Below are 17,564 nucleotides of genomic sequence, written 5' to 3' on the forward strand. Positions count from 1 at the left end.
CTGCCCCGCACCAGCCCGACCGGGATCGGATCCAACGGCCATGAAACGCTCGTTCGCCCTGTGGCTGGCGCTGCTGGCGGCCCGTGGCGACGGGCCGGGTCCGACGGGCATGACCCCGCCTCCGGGCGATGGTCCCCTGATCTGGCTGAACCCCGATGCCACCACGCCGCCCGCGGGCATCGCCCAGCTGGCGCAGCGGTTGCGCCGCGGCCATCCCGCGCTGCGCTTCGTCGTGACCACCGATGCGCCGGCGGCGGACGGCTTCCCGCGCGGAACGCTGCTGCTGCCCTCCCTGCCCGACCGGCTGGTGCCGCTGCGCCGCTTCCTCGACACGATGCGCCCCGATGTGGCGGTTCTGGCCGGGGCGGCGCTGCCGGCCGCGCTGATCCATGAAACCCACGCGCGGGGGGTGCCGCTGATCCTGGCCGATGCGCGGTTCACGCTGGCCGACTGGCGGCGCTGGCGCTGGCGATCCGGGCTGGCGACGGCGCTGCTGTCGCGTTGCGCCGCGATCCTGGCACAGGACGCCGACAGCGACCGGCGGCTGCGCCGGCTGGGGGGACAGAACCTGCCGATCGAGGTGACGGGGCCCATCGACGAAACCTCGGACCCGCTGCCCTGCAACGAGGCGGAACGCGAGGCGCTGGCCGCGCTGCTGAAGTCGCGGCCCGTCTGGCTGGCCGCCGCCTGCCGCCCCGAGGATGAGGAGGCGGTGCTGGCCGCCCATGCCCGCGCCATCCAGCTGGCGCACCGGATGCTGCTGATCCTCGCCCCCGCGGCGCCCGAAGACGGGCCGCGGCTGGCCAACCGCATCGCCGCCGATGGCTGGGAGGTGGCGCTGCGGTCGCGCGAGGAGGAGCCGGAGGAACAGGTGCAGGTCTTCATTGCCGATACCGAGGGCGAGATGGGGCTGTGGTACCGGCTCGCCCCCGTCACCTTCATGGGCGGCACGCTGCACCCCACCACCTGCGGCCGCAGCCCGTTCGAGCCGGCGGCGCTCGGCTCTGCCATCCTCTATGGCCCGCAGGAGGCGCCGCAAGAGGCCGCCTATGCGCGGCTGGCGGGCGCAAAGGCGGCGCGCCGGGTCTCGGGCGAGGCGGAACTGGCCGAGGCGCTGGTGGACCTGATCGCCGCCGACAAGGCCGCGACGCTGGCCCATAACGCCTGGGTCGTGACCTCGGGCGGGGCGGGCGCGGCGGAGGCCGCGGCCCGGCATATCCTCGCCGCGCTCGACCGCAAAACCGCACGGGGGGCGGCCTGATGCGCGCCCCCGGCTTCTGGTTCACCGCGCCCGAGGCGCCGGCCTGGCAGGCGCGGCTGCTGGCGCCGCTCGGCCGGGCCTATGCCCGCGCCACCGCCCGGCGGCTGGCGCAGGGGCCGGGCGTTCAGCCGGGCGTGCCGGTGATCTGCGTGGGCAACCTCAATGCCGGCGGCACCGGCAAGACGCCCACGGTGATCGCGCTGGCCGGGCGGCTGGCGGAACGCGGCGTGCAGGTGCATGTGGTCAGCCGGGGGCACGGGGGGCGGCTGGACGGTCCCCTCCGCGTCGACGAACGCCGCCACCGCGCGGCCGAGGTGGGGGACGAGCCGCTGCTGCTGGCGGCCTTCCTGCCGGTCTGGGTGGCGAAGGACCGCGCCGCCGGGGCGGCGGCCGCCGTCGCCGGAGGGGCGCGGGCGATCCTGCTGGATGACGGGTTCCAGAACCCAAGCGTCGCCAAGGACCTGTCGCTGGTCGTCGTCGATGCGGCGCAGGGCTTCGGCAACGCGCGCTGCCTGCCGGCGGGGCCGCTGCGCGAGCCGGTGGACACGGGGCTGGCGCGGGCCGACCTGCTGCTGTCGATCGGGGGCGCGGCGGCGCAGGCCGGCTTTGCCGCCCGCTGGGGGGGACGGCTGGGCCTGCCGCATCTGACCGGGCAGTTGCAGCCTCTGCAGACGGGGATGGACTGGCAGGGGCTGCGGGTGCTGGCCTTCGCCGGCATCGGCCAGCCGGAGAAATTCTTCGCCACCCTGCGCGCGCTTGGCGCCGATCTCGCCCGGGCGGAACCGCTGGCGGATCACCAGCCCTTCGACCACCGGCTGCTGACCCGGCTGGAGACCGAGGCGCGGCGGCTGAACGCACAGCTTGTCACCACCGAAAAGGATGCGGCCCGCCTGCCCGCCGCGTTCCGGCCGAAGGTGCTGACCCTGCCGGTGCGGCTGGTGCTGGACGACTGGGGCCCGCTCGACGCCGCGCTGGACCGGATCGGGCTTTAGCGCACCCGGTCCCGCAGCACCGCGCGCACCGCGGCATCGTCCGCCCCCAGCCGCGGCGAGGCGCGGTCGAGCGCCAGATCCGCATCGGAAAACCGGATCGGCGTGCGCAGGCCGGGCACACCCTCGGGCGCGATCTTCATCCCGCGCGCCAGGATCTGCGGATCGGCGAAGACCTCTGCCATGTCGTTGATCGGGCCGGCGGGCACGCCCTCCGCCTCGCACCCCGCCAGCAGGTCGGCCTTGGACCAGCCGCGCGTCACGGCCGCAATCGCCTCGGTCAGCGCGGCGCGGTTGGCGATGCGGTCGGCATTGGTCCGGTAGGCCGGCGCCTCGGCCAGACCGGGCAGGCCCAGCAGGCGGCAGAGCCGCGCGAACTGCCCGTCATTGCCCACGGCGAGGATCAGGTGCCCGTCCGCGCAGGGAAAGACCGCATAGGGCACGAGGTTGGGATGCGCATTGCCCAGCCGTCCCGGCGCAATGCCGGTGGCCAGATAGTTCATCGCCTGATTGGCGGTCATCGCCGCGGCCACGTCGAACAGCGCCATGTCTACCCTCTGCCCGCGCCCGGTCGCCTGCCGCTGGTGGAGCGCGGCGAGGATGCCGGTCGCGGCATAGACGCCGGTGAAGAGGTCCACCACCGCCACGCCGATCTTCTGCGGCTGGCCCTCGGGCTCGCCGGTGATGCTCATCAGGCCCGACATGCCCTGGATGATGTAGTCGTATCCCGCGCGCTGCGCATAGGGCCCGTCCTGCCCGAAACCGGTGATCGAGCAATAGACCAGCCGGGGGTTCGCGGCGGCGAGGCTGTCCCAGTCCAGCCCGAACCGGCCCAGACCGCCGACCTTGAAATTCTCGATCACCACATCGGCATCGGCGATCAGCGCCCGCACCATCGCCAGATCGTCCGCGTCGCGGAAATCGGCGATGACCGACCGCTTGCCGCGGTTGGTGGCGTGGAAATAGGCGGCGCTGCGTTCGCCGTCATGGTCGAGGAAGGGCGGGCCCCAGCGGCGGGTATCGTCGCCCTCCGGCGCCTCGACCTTGATGACCTCGGCCCCCAGATCGGCAAGGATCTGGCCGGCCCAGGGACCGGCCAGGATCCGCGCCAGTTCGACGACCTTCAGCCCGGCCAGCGGCTGCATCAGCCGGCGAGTTCCGCGTCGAGAAGCGTCGACAGCTCCTCGTAGCTCATGTTCTGGTGCTTGGTGCCGTTGATGAACAGCGTGGGCGTGGCGTTCACCCCGTCATCGGTGGCGTTCTTCTGGTAGGTGGCGACCATCGACTGCGCCATCGCCTGATCGTTCAGGCAGGCGTCCAGCTGCTCGGGCGACAGGCCGGCAGTCGCGCCGATGCGCCGCAGGTTCGCGCCGATCGTCGCATCCTGCCCGTCGCCCAGCCATTCGCGCTGGCGGTCGAACAGCATGTCGGCCACGCCGTAATAGCGCGCCTCTCCCGCGCATTGCGCGACCATGCCGGCCCAGAGACCGTATTTGTCGAAATAGACCTCGCGCAGGATGAACTTCACCTTGCCGGTGTCGATGTAATTTTCCTTCAGCTGCGGATAGACCGTCGCGTGGAAATTGGCGCAATGCGGGCAGGTGAAGCTCGCATATTCCATCAGCGTCACCGGCGCGTCGGCGCTGCCCTGCACGAAGTCGGGGCGGATCTCGGCGGTGGCGTCCTGCGCGAATGCCGCGCCCGTGCGGCTGCCGCCGTCCAGGCCCAGGAGCGCACCGCCGGCGACGAGCCCGCCCGAGGCGGCGATGAGGAAATTGCGACGCTTCATGAGTTCAGCCTTTCTTCTTCGGGTCCGCCCCTTCGGGGCCGGGACGGGAAAGCACATTCTGCGCCAGCCGTTCAAGGGCGGCGCGAAGGTCGGGATCGCCCACGCCCTCGGCCCGGCGCGCGGCCTCGGGGCCGACGGGCGGCGGGGTCCGGGGGGCGGGCGGCGCCGGGTCGAAGGCGGCCTGCCCCTCGGCAAAGCCGGTGGGCGCGGTCTGGGTCAGCACGATGCGCGACACGGCGTTGTAGCCATAGCAGGCGTTCACCTTGCGGCGCAGCTCGGGCAGGCACATCTGCAGCATCGGCCCGGCGGTGCCGCTGGTCAGCAGCGTCAGCGTCGCGCCCAGCCCGTCGCGGCCATAGCCGATGCGGACCGGCCGCGCCACCGCCGCCACCTCGGGGCCGGCGACCTCGGCCCAATGGGTCAGCAGCCGGGTGACGGCAAAGCCGCGTTCCTCGCCGGCGCTGCGGATCGTGTCGCGCAGGAAGGCATGGGCAGGGGCAAAGCCGCGCGGTCCGCCACCCCGGCGCGGGGCACGGGCCGGCCGCGCCCTGCCGGCGCCGGATTCGTCCGCTGCGGGGTATTCGTCGCTCATCGGCTGGCCCCGTCCCTACTGGCCTTGTCCCGTTTCGCGGCTATCTTAGGCGGCGCCGGCGGCTGCGCCAGCGGAATGGGACGCCGGCGGGCGCGGGGGCCATAAAGAATGCGTGACGCGGCCGTAACCCGGCATGGACCCGAGGGCGCCATCGCCGCAGCGCTCCTGCACTGGTACGACCGTCATGCCCGCACGATGCCCTGGCGGACCGGCCCGGCCGAGCGGCGGGCGGGAACCCGCCCCGACCCCTATCGCGTCTGGCTGTCCGAGGTGATGCTGCAGCAGACGACGGTGGCCGCGGTGCGCGCCTATTTCCACCGCTTCACGGCCCGCTGGCCGACGGTGGCCGACCTCGCCGCCGCGCCGGATGCCGAGGTGATGGCGGAATGGGCGGGCCTCGGCTACTACGCCCGCGCCCGCAACCTGCTGGCCTGCGCCCGGGCGGTGGCGGCGGATCACGGCGGGCAGTTCCCGGACAGCCGCGACGGGCTGCTGGCCCTGCCCGGGATCGGCCCCTATACCGCCGCCGCCATTGCCGCCATCGCCTTCGACGAACCGGCGACCGTCGTCGACGGCAATGTGGAACGGGTGGTGTCGCGGCTCTTCGCGGTGGAAGAGCCGCTGCCGGGGGCGAAGCCGCGGCTGGCGGCGCTGGCGGCGACGCTGACGCCCGCGGACCGCCCCGGCGATTTCGCGCAAGGCATGATGGACCTCGGCGCCACGATCTGCACCCCGCGCAAGCCCGCCTGCGGCATCTGCCCGCTGATGGACCCCTGCGCCGCGCGGGCCGCCGGCATCGCCGCGCTGCTGCCGCGCAGGCAGCCCAAGGCGGCGAAGCCCGAACGGCGCGGCTTCGCCTATGTCGGGCGGCGGGCGGATGGGGCGGTGCTGCTGGAAACCCGGCCGCCGCGCGGGTTGCTGGGGGGGATGCCGGGCTTTCCCGGATCGGACTGGACCGAGGCGCCCGAACCCGCGCCCCCCGCCGCCGCCGACTGGCGCGAGGCGGGCAGCGTGCGCCACACCTTCACCCATTTCCACCTGACGCTGACGGTGCTAGCCGCGACCCTGCCGCCGGGCGCCAATCCCGATCGCGGCAGCTTCGTCGCGGCAACCGATTTCCGCCCCGCCGCGCTGCCCACGCTGATGCGCAAGGTCTGGGCCGCTGCGTCAGGCTGACGCTGGCCCCCGGCTTTCACGCCCGCGCCTCTTTTCCGCCGGCTTCTCGTCGGCATAAATATCCCGCGGGGGTCCGGGGGCGCGAAGCCCCCGGCGCCGCCACAGGAGAGCGACCTTGACCGACAAGACCCGCCCCCGCCTGACGGACGCGCTGCCCTTCTGGCTGTCGCTGCTGACCCTGCCGCTGCTGGCGGTGGGCGCGGTGCGGGGCGGCTGGACGGTGGCGCTCTTGCCGCTTTACGGCTGGGCGCTGATCTCGATCCTCGACCGGCTGATCGGGCAGAACGAGGCCAATCCCGATCCCGACACGCCCGAGGCGGAACTGTTCTGGTACCGGCTGATCACGCTCGTGTGGCCGCCGCTGCAGCTGGCGGCGATCTTCGGCACCATCGCCTTCGTCACCCGAACCGGTCATCTGGGGCTGGCGGAACAGCTGGGGCTGTTCTTCGGGATGGGCGTGATCTCGGGCACGGTCGGCATCGTCTATGCCCACGAGCTGCTGCACCAGAAGAACCGGCTGGAACGGACGCTGGGCGACCTGCTGCTGGCCAGCGTCCTTTACAGCCATTTCCGCAGCGAACATCTGCTGGTGCATCACCGCCATGTCGGCACCCCGCGCGATGCGGTGACCGCGCGCTACAACGAGGGCTTCCACCGGTTCCTGTGGCGGGTGCTGCGCGACTGCCCGCGCTCGGCCTGGCGGGCCGAGGTGCAGATGCTGGCGCGGGCGGGGCGCGGGCGCTTCGATGCCCGGAACCCGTTCTGGCGCTATGCGGCGCTGCAGGCGGCGATGCTGGCCACGGCGCTGGCGGTCGGCGGCTGGCAGGGGCTGGGGCTGTTCCTGTTCCAGGCGGCCAGCGCGGTCTGGCAGCTGGAGCTGACCAATTACATCGAACATTACGGCCTGACCCGCCGCCATCTGGGCGAGGGCCGCTATGAACATGTCCTGCCGCGGCACAGCTGGAACGCGGCGCAGACGGCGTCGAACTGGCTGCTGATCAACCTGCAGCGCCATTCGGACCACCATTTCAAGCCCGACCGCCGCTTCCCGCTGCTGCAGACCTATGCCGAGGAAGAGGCGCCGCAACTGCCGCTCGGCTATCCGGCGATGGCGGCGCTGGCGATGGTGCCGCCCGCATGGCGGCGGGTGATGAACCCGCGCGTCCGGGCCTGGCGGCGGCGGTTCTATCCCGACGTGACCGACTGGCAGCCCTACAACCGGGGCAGCAACCCCCTGCCGCGCGGCGCGGCCTGACGCCATGAAAAACCCCCGCCGGCGCGGGGCGCGCGGCGGGGCAGGTCGTGCCGGGCGCCCGTCGGGGCGGCACCGGCACCGGCGTTCGCAAAGGGGGTGGCTCAGTTGGGCAGGGCGCGGTCGGCGTCCATCTCGGCCCGGATCTGCTGGCGCAGGATGTCGATGGGGATCAGCTTGCCGTCGCGCCTGAAGTGCCAGTAGGTCCAGCCGTTGCAGGAGGGCGCGCCTTCCAGATGCGCGCCGACCTGGTGGATCGAGCCCTTGACGTCATGGCCGATCAGCGTGCCGTCGGCGCGGACCTTGGCCACGCCGCCGCGGGGCGAGAACAGTTCCTCGCCCGGGCGCAGCATCCCGCGTTCCACCACCTGCCCGAAGGGCACCCGCGGTTCCGCGCGCTTGGAGGTGGCGGTTTCCAGTGCCGCGCTGTCGAAGCGGCGGACGCGGTCGATCCGCTGTTGCGCGACGCGGCGATAGCTCTCCTCGCGCTCGATCCCGATGAAGTCGCGGCCCAGCATCTTGGCCACCGCGCCGGTGGTGCCGGTGCCGAAGAACGGGTCCAGCACCACGTCGCCGGGGTTGGTGGTGCCGACCAGCACCCGGTGCAGCAGCGCCTCGGGCTTTTGCGTCGGATGCGCCTTGTCGCCGGTCTCGTCCTTCAGCCGTTCGTGGCCGGTGCACAGCGGGATCACCCAGTCCGACCGCATCTGCACGCCCTCGTTCAGGGCCTTCAGCGCCTCGTAGTTGAAGGTGTATTTGCCCACCTCGGATTTCGAGGCCCAGATCAGCGTCTCATGCGCGTTGGTCAGCCGCTTGCCGCGAAAGTTCGGCATCGGGTTCGACTTGCGCCAGACCACGTCGTTGAGGATCCAGAAGCCCTGGTTCTGCAGCTCTGCCCCCATGCGGAAGACGTTGTGATAACTGCCGATGACCCAGATCGCGCCATTGGGTTTCAGCAGCCGGCGCGCGGCCGACAGCCAGTCGCGGGTGAAGCGGTCATAGGATTCGAAGCTGGCGAACTGGTCCCAGGCATCGTCCACCGCATCCACGCGGCTGTTGTCGGGGCGGTGGAGGTCGCCCCTCAGTTGCAGGTTGTAGGGCGGGTCGGCGAAGATCAGGTCGACCGATGCCTCTGGCAGCGACCGCATCACCTCGATGCAATCGCCCGCAAGGATCGTGTTCAGGGGCAGCGCCGCCTGCGCCCCCTTGGCCATCGTCTTCGTCATCTCTGCCTCACCGCTCCGGCGTTTCGCCGTGTCATTGGTTGCCCAAAGGATGAGTCAGAGCCGATTCGCCGTCAAATTCTTTTTTGAATCAGGGGGTTATGGAAAGTTCTTGATACAATATGTTGTGAACCGGCCGGAACGAACGCCTATGGTGAGGGGTCGGCCCGAGATTTAGCAGCGCGTCCAGATGTTCGCGTGTGGCGTAGCCGGCGTTGCGATCCCAGCCATAGCCCGGATGCTGTTGCGCCAAACCCACCATGATCCGGTCGCGCGCCACCTTGGCGATGATCGAGGCGGCGGCGATGGACAGGCAGATCGCGTCGCCCCGGACCACGGCCTGCGCGCCGCAGCCAAGATCGCGCGGGATCATGTTGCCGTCGATCAGCACATGGTCGGCCGCCACTGGCAGGGCGGCGATGGCGCGGCACATCGCCAGATGGCTGGCGCGCAGGATGTTCAGGCTGTCGATCTCGTCCACGCTGGCATGGGCGACGGCGCAATGGGCGACCGCCTCGATCTCTGCGGCCAGCCGTTCGCGCGCGGCGGCGGTCAGGGCCTTGCTGTCGCGCAGCCCCGGCGGGATCCGCCCGGGCACCAGCACCACGGCGGCGGCGGTGACCGGCCCGCAGAGCGGCCCGCGCCCCACCTCGTCGACGCCGGCCACGCAGATCATCCCGCGGGCGAGCGCCGCCTCTTCATGGGTGAAGTCGGGAAGGATCGGGGCATCGGTCGTCATGTCCCCTGCAAAGCCCATCGGGCGGCGGGGATCAAGCCGGGGAATGCAGAAGGGGCGGGAATGATCCCGCCCCCACCGCCTCTCGACCGCCCTTCTGCCGGGGCGGCCTCTGCCCGAGAGGTCGCGGCACCGGCGAACCGGCGCCGCTGCCGGGATCAGCGTTCGACGATGCGGTAGCCGCGCCCCGCGAGGCAGGACATCGAATGCACCGACTGCCGCCCGCGCGAGGTCCTCACCTCGGTTTCGCAGGACTCGGGCAGGCGGCTGCCGCGCGCGTTGCGGAAGCAGTCTTCGGACACGAAGCCCGTCCAGCTGCCGTTGGTGCGGGCCTCGACCACGCAGCGTTCGGGGATCAGCTTGGCGCTGCTGACCTTCTGCGGCTGCTGATAGCCGTGGCCGCCGCGCGGCGGCTGGCCCCGGGACGGCTGGCCCCAGGCGGGTTGGCCGTGGGGTTGGCCCCAGTAACCCGGCGGATAGCCATAGCCCGAATGATAGCCGCCCCGCGGCGGGTCATAGCGGTCGTCCTTGCGGTCGTCGTCGTCATCGTCGTCGCGGTCCTTGTCCAGCTCGTGCGCCACGATGCCGATGGCGGCAAGCCCGAGGATCAGCGTCATCGCGTTCGGGCCCTGCCCCCAGTCGGTGGCGGCCTGCGCCGGGGCGACGGTGCCGAAGGCCATCGCGGCGGCGGCGGCGGTGGCGACAAGGCGGCTGGCGGGTCTGGTGAGGGTCATCTGCGGTCCTTTCCTGAACGATGCGCCGCGGGTGTTGCGGCCGATGCGGACAGGGGGGACCGGTTCGGCCCGGACGGGCAATAACGGCGGGCGGCTATCCGATAGCGTGGGCCGGCGCGGCGGGCGGTCATTGAATAACCGGCGCGGCGGCGGCAATGTTTCGCCCATCGCCTGACCGGCGCCGCCCCGGACCCTGTCCCGGACCCGCCCCAACGATCGAGGCACCCATGAAGCTGGCATCCGCCACCCTTGCCCTGCTGCTGCTGAGCGCGGTATCCGCCTCGGCCGAGTGCTATGCCGACTACAAGGCCAAGCGCGACGAGGGCCGGCTGCGGCTGCACTATGGCGTCGCCCGCCTTCCGGACCGGGCCTGCGGGTCGGCCGGGGATGCGGCGGCGGCGCTCGCCCCGCGTCTGGCCGCCGAGGGCTGGACGCTTCTGAACGTGGTTTCGGTCTTCGGCCCCGAGGGGCTCGACCAGCGGAAAGGCAGCGCCGGTGACTTCTTCCTCCGCTACTGATCCCGCCGCCGCCGGCCCCCGCGCGACCGAGGTGCTGCGCCGGGGCAACCGGGTGCTGGCCTTCGGCCTCGCGGCGATCGTGGCGATCCTGCTGGCGGCTGCGGTGCTGCTGTTCCTGAACCTGCCCGATGCCAATGCCTTCAACGCCCGCGTCGAGCGCATCTTCATCGAGAACGACGCCCTGACCGGCGCCAACGAGATCCGGCTGCTGGAGATCCTCGCCCAGTCCGGCACCGCCTTTTCCGAGGTGCTGACCAGCTATCGCGCGATCATCTTCGTGCTGCTGACCTTTTCGGCGGCGCTGCTGGTGGCCTCGCTGGTGTTCCTCGTGGTGATCCTCGGCCAGAACCGGCGGATGTCGGACATCCAGCGGCAGGGGATCGAGGTCGCCTCGCTGCTGATCAGCCGGGGCGAGAATGCCGTCGTCCTGAACGACATGACCTTCAAGCTCACTGCCGCGGCGATCGAGACGCTGTCGGTGCTGGCCGAGGCGCGGCTGGACGACGAGGTGATGACCGGCGCGCAGATCGAGGCGGTGATCTCGGGCCGGGACAGCGCCGATTGCGACGAGGCGGCGGGCGCCACCCGGATCAAGCGGCTGCGCGACGCGTTGGGCAACCAGCTGGTGTCGGAACTGCTGGTGCGCAACATCGCGCGCAAGGGATATGTCCTGTCCGTACCGAAAAACGCGATCCGCATGATCTGACAGGCAACCAATGCGGGGGCTTCGTTGTTTGGACTGCGGCGAACGCGGAGGTGCCGGAATGGCGGATCGGCCCATACTGGGCGGGGGGGACGGCGCGGCCCCCGTCGTGCGGCAGGTTGGGGGCCCGGCCTGGGCGCTGATCGGCATCTTCGTCATCCTCGCCTTCGCGGCGCTGACATTTGCGCGGGTCTTCCTGATGCCGCTGACGCTCGCGGTGCTGCTGTTCTTCGTCTTTGTGCCGGTGCGGCGGCGGCTCGACCGCTTCGGCATCCCGGCCGGCGTCACCGCGGCGGGGGTGATCCTCGGCCTCTTCGCGCTGATCCTCGCCATCGGCATGGTCCTGTCCGGCCCCGCCAACGACCTGGTGCGCGGCGCGCCCGAGATCGGGGTGCGGCTGGAAGAGAAGTTCGGCGGCGTCCGCGACCGGCTGGTTCAGATCCGCGACTTCGCCGAACGGATCGGCAATGGCGAGGAAGAGCGGCGCTCGCGGTCGGTGGCCGACTCGCTGGGGCTGGACGAGCGCGAGGCCGCCGCGGCGGAGCAGCCCGAGCCGGAAGAAGAGCTGATGCCGCTGGACAGCACCAACCTGATCATGTCCATCGCCAGCTCGACCCCGGCGCTGGCCGGGCAGATCGCCTTCGTGCTGATCCTGCTGTTCTTCCTCTTGGCCTCGGGCGACCTTCTCTACCTGAAGATCGTGCAGAGCTTCGGCACGCTGGCGCAGAAGCGTCGCGCCTATGCCGCCCTGCGCCAGATCGAGGACAGCCTCGGCAGCTATCTGGGCACGATCACCATCATCAACGCGGGCCTCGGCCTAGCCATCGGGGTGGCGATGTGGGCCTGGGGCATGCCCGCCCCGGCGATGTTCGCGGTGGGGGCGTTCCTGCTGAACTACATCCCCTATATTGGGCTGCTGACCGGCATGCTGATGGCCACCGCCATCGCGCTGGTGACGATGGACGGGTTCGCGGGGCCGATCCTCGTGGGGGCGACCTATGCCGGCCTCTCCTCGATCGAGGGGCAGTTCATCACGCCCTACAGCGTCTCGCGCCGGCTGGAGATGAACACGGTCGTCGTCTTCGTCACCGTGGCGCTGTGGGCCTGGCTGTGGTCGGTGGTGGGGATGATCGTCGCGGTGCCGATGCTGGTGGTGTTCCGCGTGCTCTGCGACCATATCCCGGGGCTGGAACGGCTGGGAAACTTCCTGGGCGGCGAGCGCCCCGCCCCCCTCGGCCCCGAGGGCGACGAGATCCGCGGCGATGACGGCCAGCGGGATACCGGCGACGAGGCGCCCGAGGGCGAGGGACGCGAGCTGCATCCGGTGTGAGGGGGGTCGACGCGCGCCTTGGGCTGCCGTTCGGGCGAGCTGCGGTGGTGGGTGGAGAGAGCCCGGAACGTGGGATGTTGCGGCCGTCGGGCGAACGGCGGCCAGGCGGGGTCGTGGCGATGGCGCTGCAAGGCTCGCATCCGTCGCTGCCGGCCCAGACCGGACCTCTACACCATGATTGGCGAAGGTCCGGATCGTAGCGATTTTCGGACGTTCACTCTTTGCGCAGCGTTGGGTGAGCGAGCAGAGACCACCCAAAGCAACTCAATCACAGAGAGTTTTTCTTTCGAACCCGTCCGTAATCGGCGTCAGCATCGAACACGGGCGATTGACCGGGAGGAACGCGCGCACGGGCCAACGGTTTTGGGAAAGCCCCAGCCGCACGAGCGCATGCCCAGTGAGAGCCACGGAAACATCGGCAACGGTTGGGAAGTGCGGGTCGTCAAAGAGGTAGAGATTCAATCTCGGCGTCTTGTCGAACGCACGGAAACGCAGGCCGAGCCCGCCCTCTATCACCCGGAGATTGTTCCCCGAGAGTTGTCGCAACCTGTCAACATAGATTGCGGGATAGACAGGCTGCCAGCCAGTTGCAGGGCCGGGTGGCCGCGCGGCGACCACGTAGCCGCCGCTCCCCCGCCAGAGGCGGGTGTGGTTTGACGCAACCTGCGCAATCTGCCAAGTCGCCATGCCCCCGTCGGGAGCGGGCACAAGCCGGAAGTGGTCGGGGGCAAGGTAGTCGAGGTTGCGCTCCATCTGGAACCGGGCGGCGACGAGCACCCCGAGCAGATATTGCAGTTCCGCAGGTTGGTCGTAGGCCGAAAACAGGTCAGACGGCAGACTCCCGCGCCAGTTACGCACCAGTGTGTTGCGCAGCACCAAAAGTTTAACGTCGTCCACCACGGCGGATGGAAAACCCTGCGCACTCGCCAGTCCGCGCAGGAACTGTGTCGTCCCCTCGGAAGGCTTAAGTGGGCCTCCAAGCGATTCTAGGAAGTCGAAATCGGTGCGCACCTCTTTTGAGGCAGCGAGGATACTATTTGGTACTGGAGTTGTATTGCGTGCTGAAGTGGGGTCGAACACCGCCCACAGTTGGATAATAGCGAAGAGCATGAACAGAACGACCTGTACTACGCGGCCGGTCATGCGTCTGTGCAGCAGTTTCGAAAAAGGCGTCTGGTCGAGGCCGCGGACCGCTTCGACGAAATCGCCGTAGTCAGGAAAGCTGCGCTTCATCCGCACCGCGTCCGACATCCATCCGAACTGGCTGTCGAGATGTTTCATCAGGTGCTGCATCTCGATCCTGCTTGCGGCGAGTCCTCGCTCCGGCCCATTCAGAAGAAAGACCCTTCCCTCCTGCCCCGCTCCGGGCCGGGTTCGATCCAGCAGATAGAAATAGATCTCCGCCTCCACCCGGGCCGCGATGTCCGGATCCGCCATCCGCGGATCCCGCAACAGCTTTGCAAGACGCGCCGCGTCCGATTCACCCGTCTCTCGCGTCTCGACCCGGTCAATCAGCGATTGGTCCCCGAGCGGGAGGCCCAATGCCCCATCCACCGTGTCGGGATCTGCCTCGGCTTCCTCGGGGTGCGGATCCGGGGCTTCAGGTTGAATGGGCCCAAGGGCAGGCCCGGGAGGCTCTGGTGACGTCGATGCGTTCTCGGGTTCCTGTGCGACCCTGTCCAGTGCGTCCTCGTAAGCCTCGCGCAGGGCCTGAAAACCTCGCGGGTCCTCATCCGGGTTCAGCTGGCGAAGACGGGAGGCATAGGCGCGGCGGATCTCGGCCTTCGTCGGCTGATCGGCTTCGAGCCCCAGCTCAGAATAGGGCCAACGCAGGTCACCGGACATAACCCGCCTCAAACTGGTCGAGAGTTTGACCGATCTGCTCGCGCAACGCTGCGATCTCGCTCAGATGTTGGCGCTCCAATGCCTGCCTGAACAGGGCCAGCATGTCCTGGATCGTGACCCGGTCCTCTCCCAGCGCCATCGCGAAGCAGCGTTCGAGCCGCGCCGACAGCGCGACATTCTCGGCACCCTCCCGCGGGTGGACTTTGAGCGCCGCAAGCGTCTTGCGGCGCGCGTCCAGTTCCCGTTCCGACAGCCCTCCGGTCAGGTCGGTGATGACGATCGACCGCGTGGCACCGGTGGAGGCCACCTTTGTGTCGATCTCGATCAGGCCCGAGCTGTCGTAGCTCAGACGCGCGATGACGATTTCGTAGTCCGCCCGGTTCCGGGGCACGGCGACCAGAAGCTTGCCCAATGCGATGTTGTCGCGCACCAGTGGCGCTTCGCCTTGGAAGAGTTCGAACAATATCTCCCTCTGCCCCTTCTGGGTGGTTTGGAACACGAACTCTCGCGAGACGGGAATCGTGGTGTTGCGCTCGATGACTGGCTCGAAATAGCCCTGCTCGATCCTGTCGCCGACCCTTCGGGCGACCTCGAAGCCGAGCGAGAAGGCCGAGACATCGGTCATCACGACATCGTCGCAGCCGGCATCGCGCGCAATCAGGGCCGCCTGGGTCGCAGCGCCGAGCGCGACCACCTGATCGGGATCGAGCCCGCTTTCAGGCAGCTTGCCCGTCAGGCGCGCGACCAGAGTGCGCACCAGCGGCATCCGGGTTGCCCCGCCCACGAGCACAACCCTGTCGATCTCGTCCCGCGACAAGCCGGCGTCATGGATTGCCCGTTCGATCGGAAGGCGCAGTCGCTGAATGAGGGAGGCGCTGGCATCCGTGAAAGCTTCGCGCGTGATCGAAAGCGCGCGTGCCCCGTCGCGCCACGGCAATGGACAGCTCGCTTCCTGCGCGCGCGTCAGACCAAGCTTGAGCACTTCAGCCGCATTCCACAGCAGCGCCCGCTCGGCATCGGTCTTCGGCGCCAGATCGAATTCCTGCGCCAGCCGATTGAACAGGGCGCGCGTGAAATCCTCACCGCCGAGGAAGGCGTCACCGCTGGATGCCTTGACCTCGATCACCTTCTCGAAGACCTCAACGATTGAGACGTCGAAGGTCCCACCGCCGAGATCGACAACCAGGGTGTGGCCCTCGGCCGCGATGTCTTGCAGACCATAGGCAATGGCCGCCGCCGTGGGCTCGTTGACCAGCCGGATCGGGTTCAGCCCTGCGGCGATTGCCGCCGCCCGCGTCGCGTTGCGCTGGATCTGATTGAAATACGCCGGGACCGAGACGACCACATCCTGCGGCGCGACCCCGGTTTCCTCGAGCGCGCGTTGGCGAAGAGCCCGAAGGATCAGCGCCGAAAGTTCTTGGGCGTCATATTGTTTCCAGCCGAGTCGGAAGGCCTTCTTGGTCCCCATCGCGCGCTTAAACGCTGCTGCGGTATGTTCCGGGTGAGAGACCAGCCGCTCCCTCGCCGGGGCGCCAAGAACGAGGGTGCCATCCATAACGGAGACGACTGAGGGAAACAGCGGCTGAGATCCCCCAAGCACGCGCGGGCGGCCATTCTCGAAAACGCTGATAAGCGAATTGGTCGTTCCGAGATCAATACCGAAATACATTGCAACCTTGAATAGGCGCCTGAAGAGCGGGTTCCCTCGAGTTTATGCCGGCTTCCTGGGTATAGTCGACAGATTAGTTCGCAGCAGACCTTCTCGCGCCCTGCAGCGAACGGCAGCCCTCCGCGCCAACACCTCGACCTGTCCCCCGGCAACACCCCCGCTTCAGCACGGACACCCTGCCCGCCTACACCCCGCCCGCCGAACCGGGCCGACCTACACGCTGTCTTCAGGATTGGGCTGGTGCCCCCGACAGGATTCGAACCTGTGACCTACCGCTTAGGAGGCGGTCGCTCTATCCCCTGAGCTACGGGGGCGTCCGGTCCGGCGGGACCGGCCGCGCCCTTCATGCGGGCAAATGCGGCGCGTTGCAAGTACGGGGGCAATGACAGGCGGCAAGCGCGGGGGCAGGTCGGGCGGCCATCGGGGATCGGGCGGGATGTCGGGGGAGGTGTCGGGGGGGCAGATCTTGGCCCACCGCCCCCCCGGGGTCCGTTGCGTCTGGATAGGAAGCTTGCGTGACGCGCCGGAGTCCGGGCTTCCGCCCGTTAGCGTTAACATAGCAGGCGCGGCGCGGCTTGCACAAGGTTTTCCTTTGGCGCTATGCAGATTGCATCGCCCCCAGCCCGGACATGCCAGTGCCCCAACCGCCCGTCCCGCCCGAACCGCGCCGCCCCCTGACGCTGAGGGACGTGTCCGAAGCGTCCGGCGTGTCGGAAATGACGGTCAGCCGGGTGCTGCGGAACCGGGGCGACGTGTCGGTGGCGACGCGGGAAAAGGTGCTGGCGGCCGCCAAGGGGCTTGGCTACGTGCCGAACAAGATCGCGGGGGCGCTGGCCAGCCAGCGGGTCAACCTCGTCGCCGTGGTGATCCCCTCGCTCGGCAACCTCGTCTTCCCCGAGGTGCTGGCGGGCGTGTCGGAAACGCTGGAGGATACCGGGCTGCAGCCGGTCTTCGGCGTCACCAACTATTCCCCCGACCGCGAAGAGGCGGTGCTGTACGAAATGCTCAGCTGGCGGCCCTCGGGCGTGATCGTCGCGGGGCTCGAACATTCCGACGCGGCCTCGGCCATGCTGCGCAATGCCGGCATCCCCATCGTCGAGATCATGGATGTGGATGGCGAGCCCATCGATTCGGTCGTCGGCATCTCGCATATGCGCGCGGGGCGCGAGATGGCGCGGGCGATCGTGGCGGCGGGCTATCGCCGGATCGGGTTCCTCGGCACGAAGATGCCGCTCGACCACCGGGCGCGGAAACGGATGGAGGGGTTCGAGGCGGGGCTGGCCGAGGCGGGCCTGGCGCTGGCGGATCGCGAGTTCTATTCCGGCGGATCGGCGCTGGCCAAGGGGCGCGAGATGACGCAGGCGATGCTGGCCCGCTCGCCCGATCTCGATTTCCTCTACTACTCCAACGACATGATCGGCGCGGGCGGGCTGTTGTGGTGTCTGGGCCAGGGGCTGGACGTGCCGGGCAAGATCGGGCTGGCCGGGTTCAACGGCGTCGATCTGCTGGACGGTCTGCCGGTGCGGCTGGCCACGATGGATGCCTGCCGGCGCGAGATCGGCCAGCAGGCGGCGAAGATCGTCGCGGGGCAGAGCGGGTCGGGCCTGATCGGTGGCGAGCGGATCGAACTGACCCCGCGCCTGCAACCCGGCGACACCATCCGCAAGGCCTGACCCGGCGGCCGCCCGGCGGGGACGCGGCCGGCCAGATGGACAAGCCCGCCCGGCTCGTGTTTAACGGCTGGGTG

General features: G+C 69.6%; 16 protein-coding genes and 1 tRNA gene. 8 read left to right on the top strand and 9 right to left on the bottom strand.

All coding sequences use genetic code 11. From position 1 onward, the window contains the following. The first annotated feature begins 40 nt into the window (after positions 1-40). The gene (locus EEY80_RS03275) at positions 41-1,261 is read left to right on the top strand and encodes a 3-deoxy-D-manno-octulosonic acid transferase (RefSeq protein ID WP_126975150.1); all 1,221 of its coding nucleotides are present in this window, start codon (positions 41-43) and stop codon (positions 1,259-1,261) included. Then, on the top strand, positions 1,261-2,253 hold the full coding sequence (lpxK, locus tag EEY80_RS03280; RefSeq protein ID WP_126975151.1) for a tetraacyldisaccharide 4'-kinase: 993 nt from the start codon (positions 1,261-1,263) through the stop codon (positions 2,251-2,253). Before EEY80_RS03275 ends, lpxK begins: the two co-directional genes overlap by 1 nt. Here lpxK and EEY80_RS03285 read toward each other — a convergent pair. Genes EEY80_RS03285 through EEY80_RS03295 form a run of 3 tightly spaced genes read right to left on the bottom strand, consistent with a single transcriptional unit; the run spans position 2,250 to position 4,631 of the window. Continuing rightward, positions 2,250-3,395: a CaiB/BaiF CoA transferase family protein gene (locus EEY80_RS03285; RefSeq protein ID WP_407920713.1), complete on the bottom strand. Its 1,146-nt coding sequence runs from the start codon at positions 3,393-3,395 to the stop codon at positions 2,250-2,252. The two genes, lpxK and EEY80_RS03285, sit on opposite strands and share 4 nt — an antisense overlap. Then, positions 3,395-4,039: a DsbA family protein gene (locus EEY80_RS03290; protein ID WP_126975153.1), complete on the bottom strand. Its 645-nt coding sequence runs from the start codon at positions 4,037-4,039 to the stop codon at positions 3,395-3,397. Before EEY80_RS03290 ends, EEY80_RS03285 begins: the two co-directional genes overlap by 1 nt. Positions 4,040-4,043: 4 nt before the next feature. Beyond that, on the bottom strand, positions 4,044-4,631 hold the full coding sequence (locus tag EEY80_RS03295) for a DUF721 domain-containing protein (RefSeq protein WP_126975154.1): 588 nt from the start codon (positions 4,629-4,631) through the stop codon (positions 4,044-4,046). Positions 4,632-4,739: 108 nt separating this feature from the next. On the opposite strand from EEY80_RS03295, the gene mutY reads away from it, so the two are divergent. Continuing rightward, complete coding sequence (gene mutY, locus EEY80_RS03300; RefSeq protein WP_126975155.1) at positions 4,740-5,807, top strand: A/G-specific adenine glycosylase; 1,068 nt, start codon at positions 4,740-4,742, stop codon at positions 5,805-5,807. 115 nt (positions 5,808-5,922) lie between these two features. Continuing rightward, the gene (locus EEY80_RS03305) at positions 5,923-7,062 is read left to right on the top strand and encodes an alkane 1-monooxygenase (protein ID WP_126975156.1); all 1,140 of its coding nucleotides are present in this window, start codon (positions 5,923-5,925) and stop codon (positions 7,060-7,062) included. Positions 7,063-7,163: 101 nt separating this feature from the next. Here EEY80_RS03305 and EEY80_RS03310 read toward each other — a convergent pair whose 3' ends face one another. From EEY80_RS03310 to EEY80_RS03320, 3 genes are all read right to left on the bottom strand, one after another. After that, entirely contained in the window at positions 7,164-8,285 is a 1,122-nt protein-coding gene (locus tag EEY80_RS03310; protein WP_126975157.1) for a site-specific DNA-methyltransferase, read from the bottom strand. A gap of 88 nt (positions 8,286-8,373) precedes the next feature. Next, a complete protein-coding gene (locus EEY80_RS03315; RefSeq protein WP_126975158.1) occupies positions 8,374-9,021 on the bottom strand; it encodes a ribonuclease HII in 648 nt (215 codons plus the stop codon). 155 nt (positions 9,022-9,176) lie between these two features. After that, positions 9,177-9,752 (bottom strand): hypothetical protein, encoded by a 576-nt coding sequence (locus EEY80_RS03320; protein WP_126975159.1) that lies wholly within the window; start codon positions 9,750-9,752, stop codon positions 9,177-9,179. Positions 9,753-9,979: 227 nt separating this feature from the next. On the opposite strand from EEY80_RS03320, the gene EEY80_RS03325 reads away from it, so the two are divergent. The 3 genes from EEY80_RS03325 to EEY80_RS03335 are packed head-to-tail and all read left to right on the top strand — an operon-like array spanning position 9,980 to position 12,303. Further along, on the top strand, positions 9,980-10,270 hold the full coding sequence (locus tag EEY80_RS03325) for a hypothetical protein (RefSeq protein WP_126975160.1): 291 nt from the start codon (positions 9,980-9,982) through the stop codon (positions 10,268-10,270). Then, positions 10,248-10,976 (top strand): winged helix-turn-helix domain-containing protein, encoded by a 729-nt coding sequence (locus EEY80_RS03330; RefSeq protein WP_164738118.1) that lies wholly within the window; start codon positions 10,248-10,250, stop codon positions 10,974-10,976. The genes EEY80_RS03325 and EEY80_RS03330 overlap by 23 nt, the downstream gene beginning before the upstream one ends. Before the next feature lie 58 nt (positions 10,977-11,034). Then, on the top strand, positions 11,035-12,303 hold the full coding sequence (locus EEY80_RS03335; RefSeq protein ID WP_164738119.1) for an AI-2E family transporter: 1,269 nt from the start codon (positions 11,035-11,037) through the stop codon (positions 12,301-12,303). 264 nt (positions 12,304-12,567) lie between these two features. Here the strand turns inward: EEY80_RS03335 and EEY80_RS03340 are convergent, their stop codons facing one another. The 3 genes from EEY80_RS03340 to EEY80_RS03350 all read right to left on the bottom strand — a co-directional run bounded on the left by EEY80_RS03340 (position 12,568) and on the right by EEY80_RS03350 (position 16,131). Next, positions 12,568-14,148, bottom strand: a complete 1,581-nt coding sequence (locus tag EEY80_RS03340; RefSeq protein WP_126975162.1) for a J domain-containing protein — start codon at positions 14,146-14,148, stop codon at positions 12,568-12,570. Further along, positions 14,138-15,817 (bottom strand): Hsp70 family protein, encoded by a 1,680-nt coding sequence (locus tag EEY80_RS03345; RefSeq protein WP_126975163.1) that lies wholly within the window; start codon positions 15,815-15,817, stop codon positions 14,138-14,140. The genes EEY80_RS03340 and EEY80_RS03345 overlap by 11 nt, the downstream gene beginning before the upstream one ends. A 238-nt stretch (positions 15,818-16,055) precedes the next feature. Next, a tRNA-Arg gene (locus EEY80_RS03350) sits at positions 16,056-16,131 on the bottom strand. Between the two features lie 315 nt (positions 16,132-16,446). Here EEY80_RS03350 and EEY80_RS03355 point away from each other — a divergent pair. Continuing rightward, positions 16,447-17,490, top strand: coding sequence for a LacI family DNA-binding transcriptional regulator (locus tag EEY80_RS03355; RefSeq protein ID WP_126975164.1), 1,044 nt, complete (start codon positions 16,447-16,449; stop codon positions 17,488-17,490). Positions 17,491-17,564: the final 74 nt, after the last annotated feature.

It is taken from the genome of Frigidibacter oleivorans, from assembly GCF_003993775.1.
In the GTDB taxonomy this organism is placed as follows: domain Bacteria; phylum Pseudomonadota; class Alphaproteobacteria; order Rhodobacterales; family Rhodobacteraceae; genus Frigidibacter; species Frigidibacter oleivorans.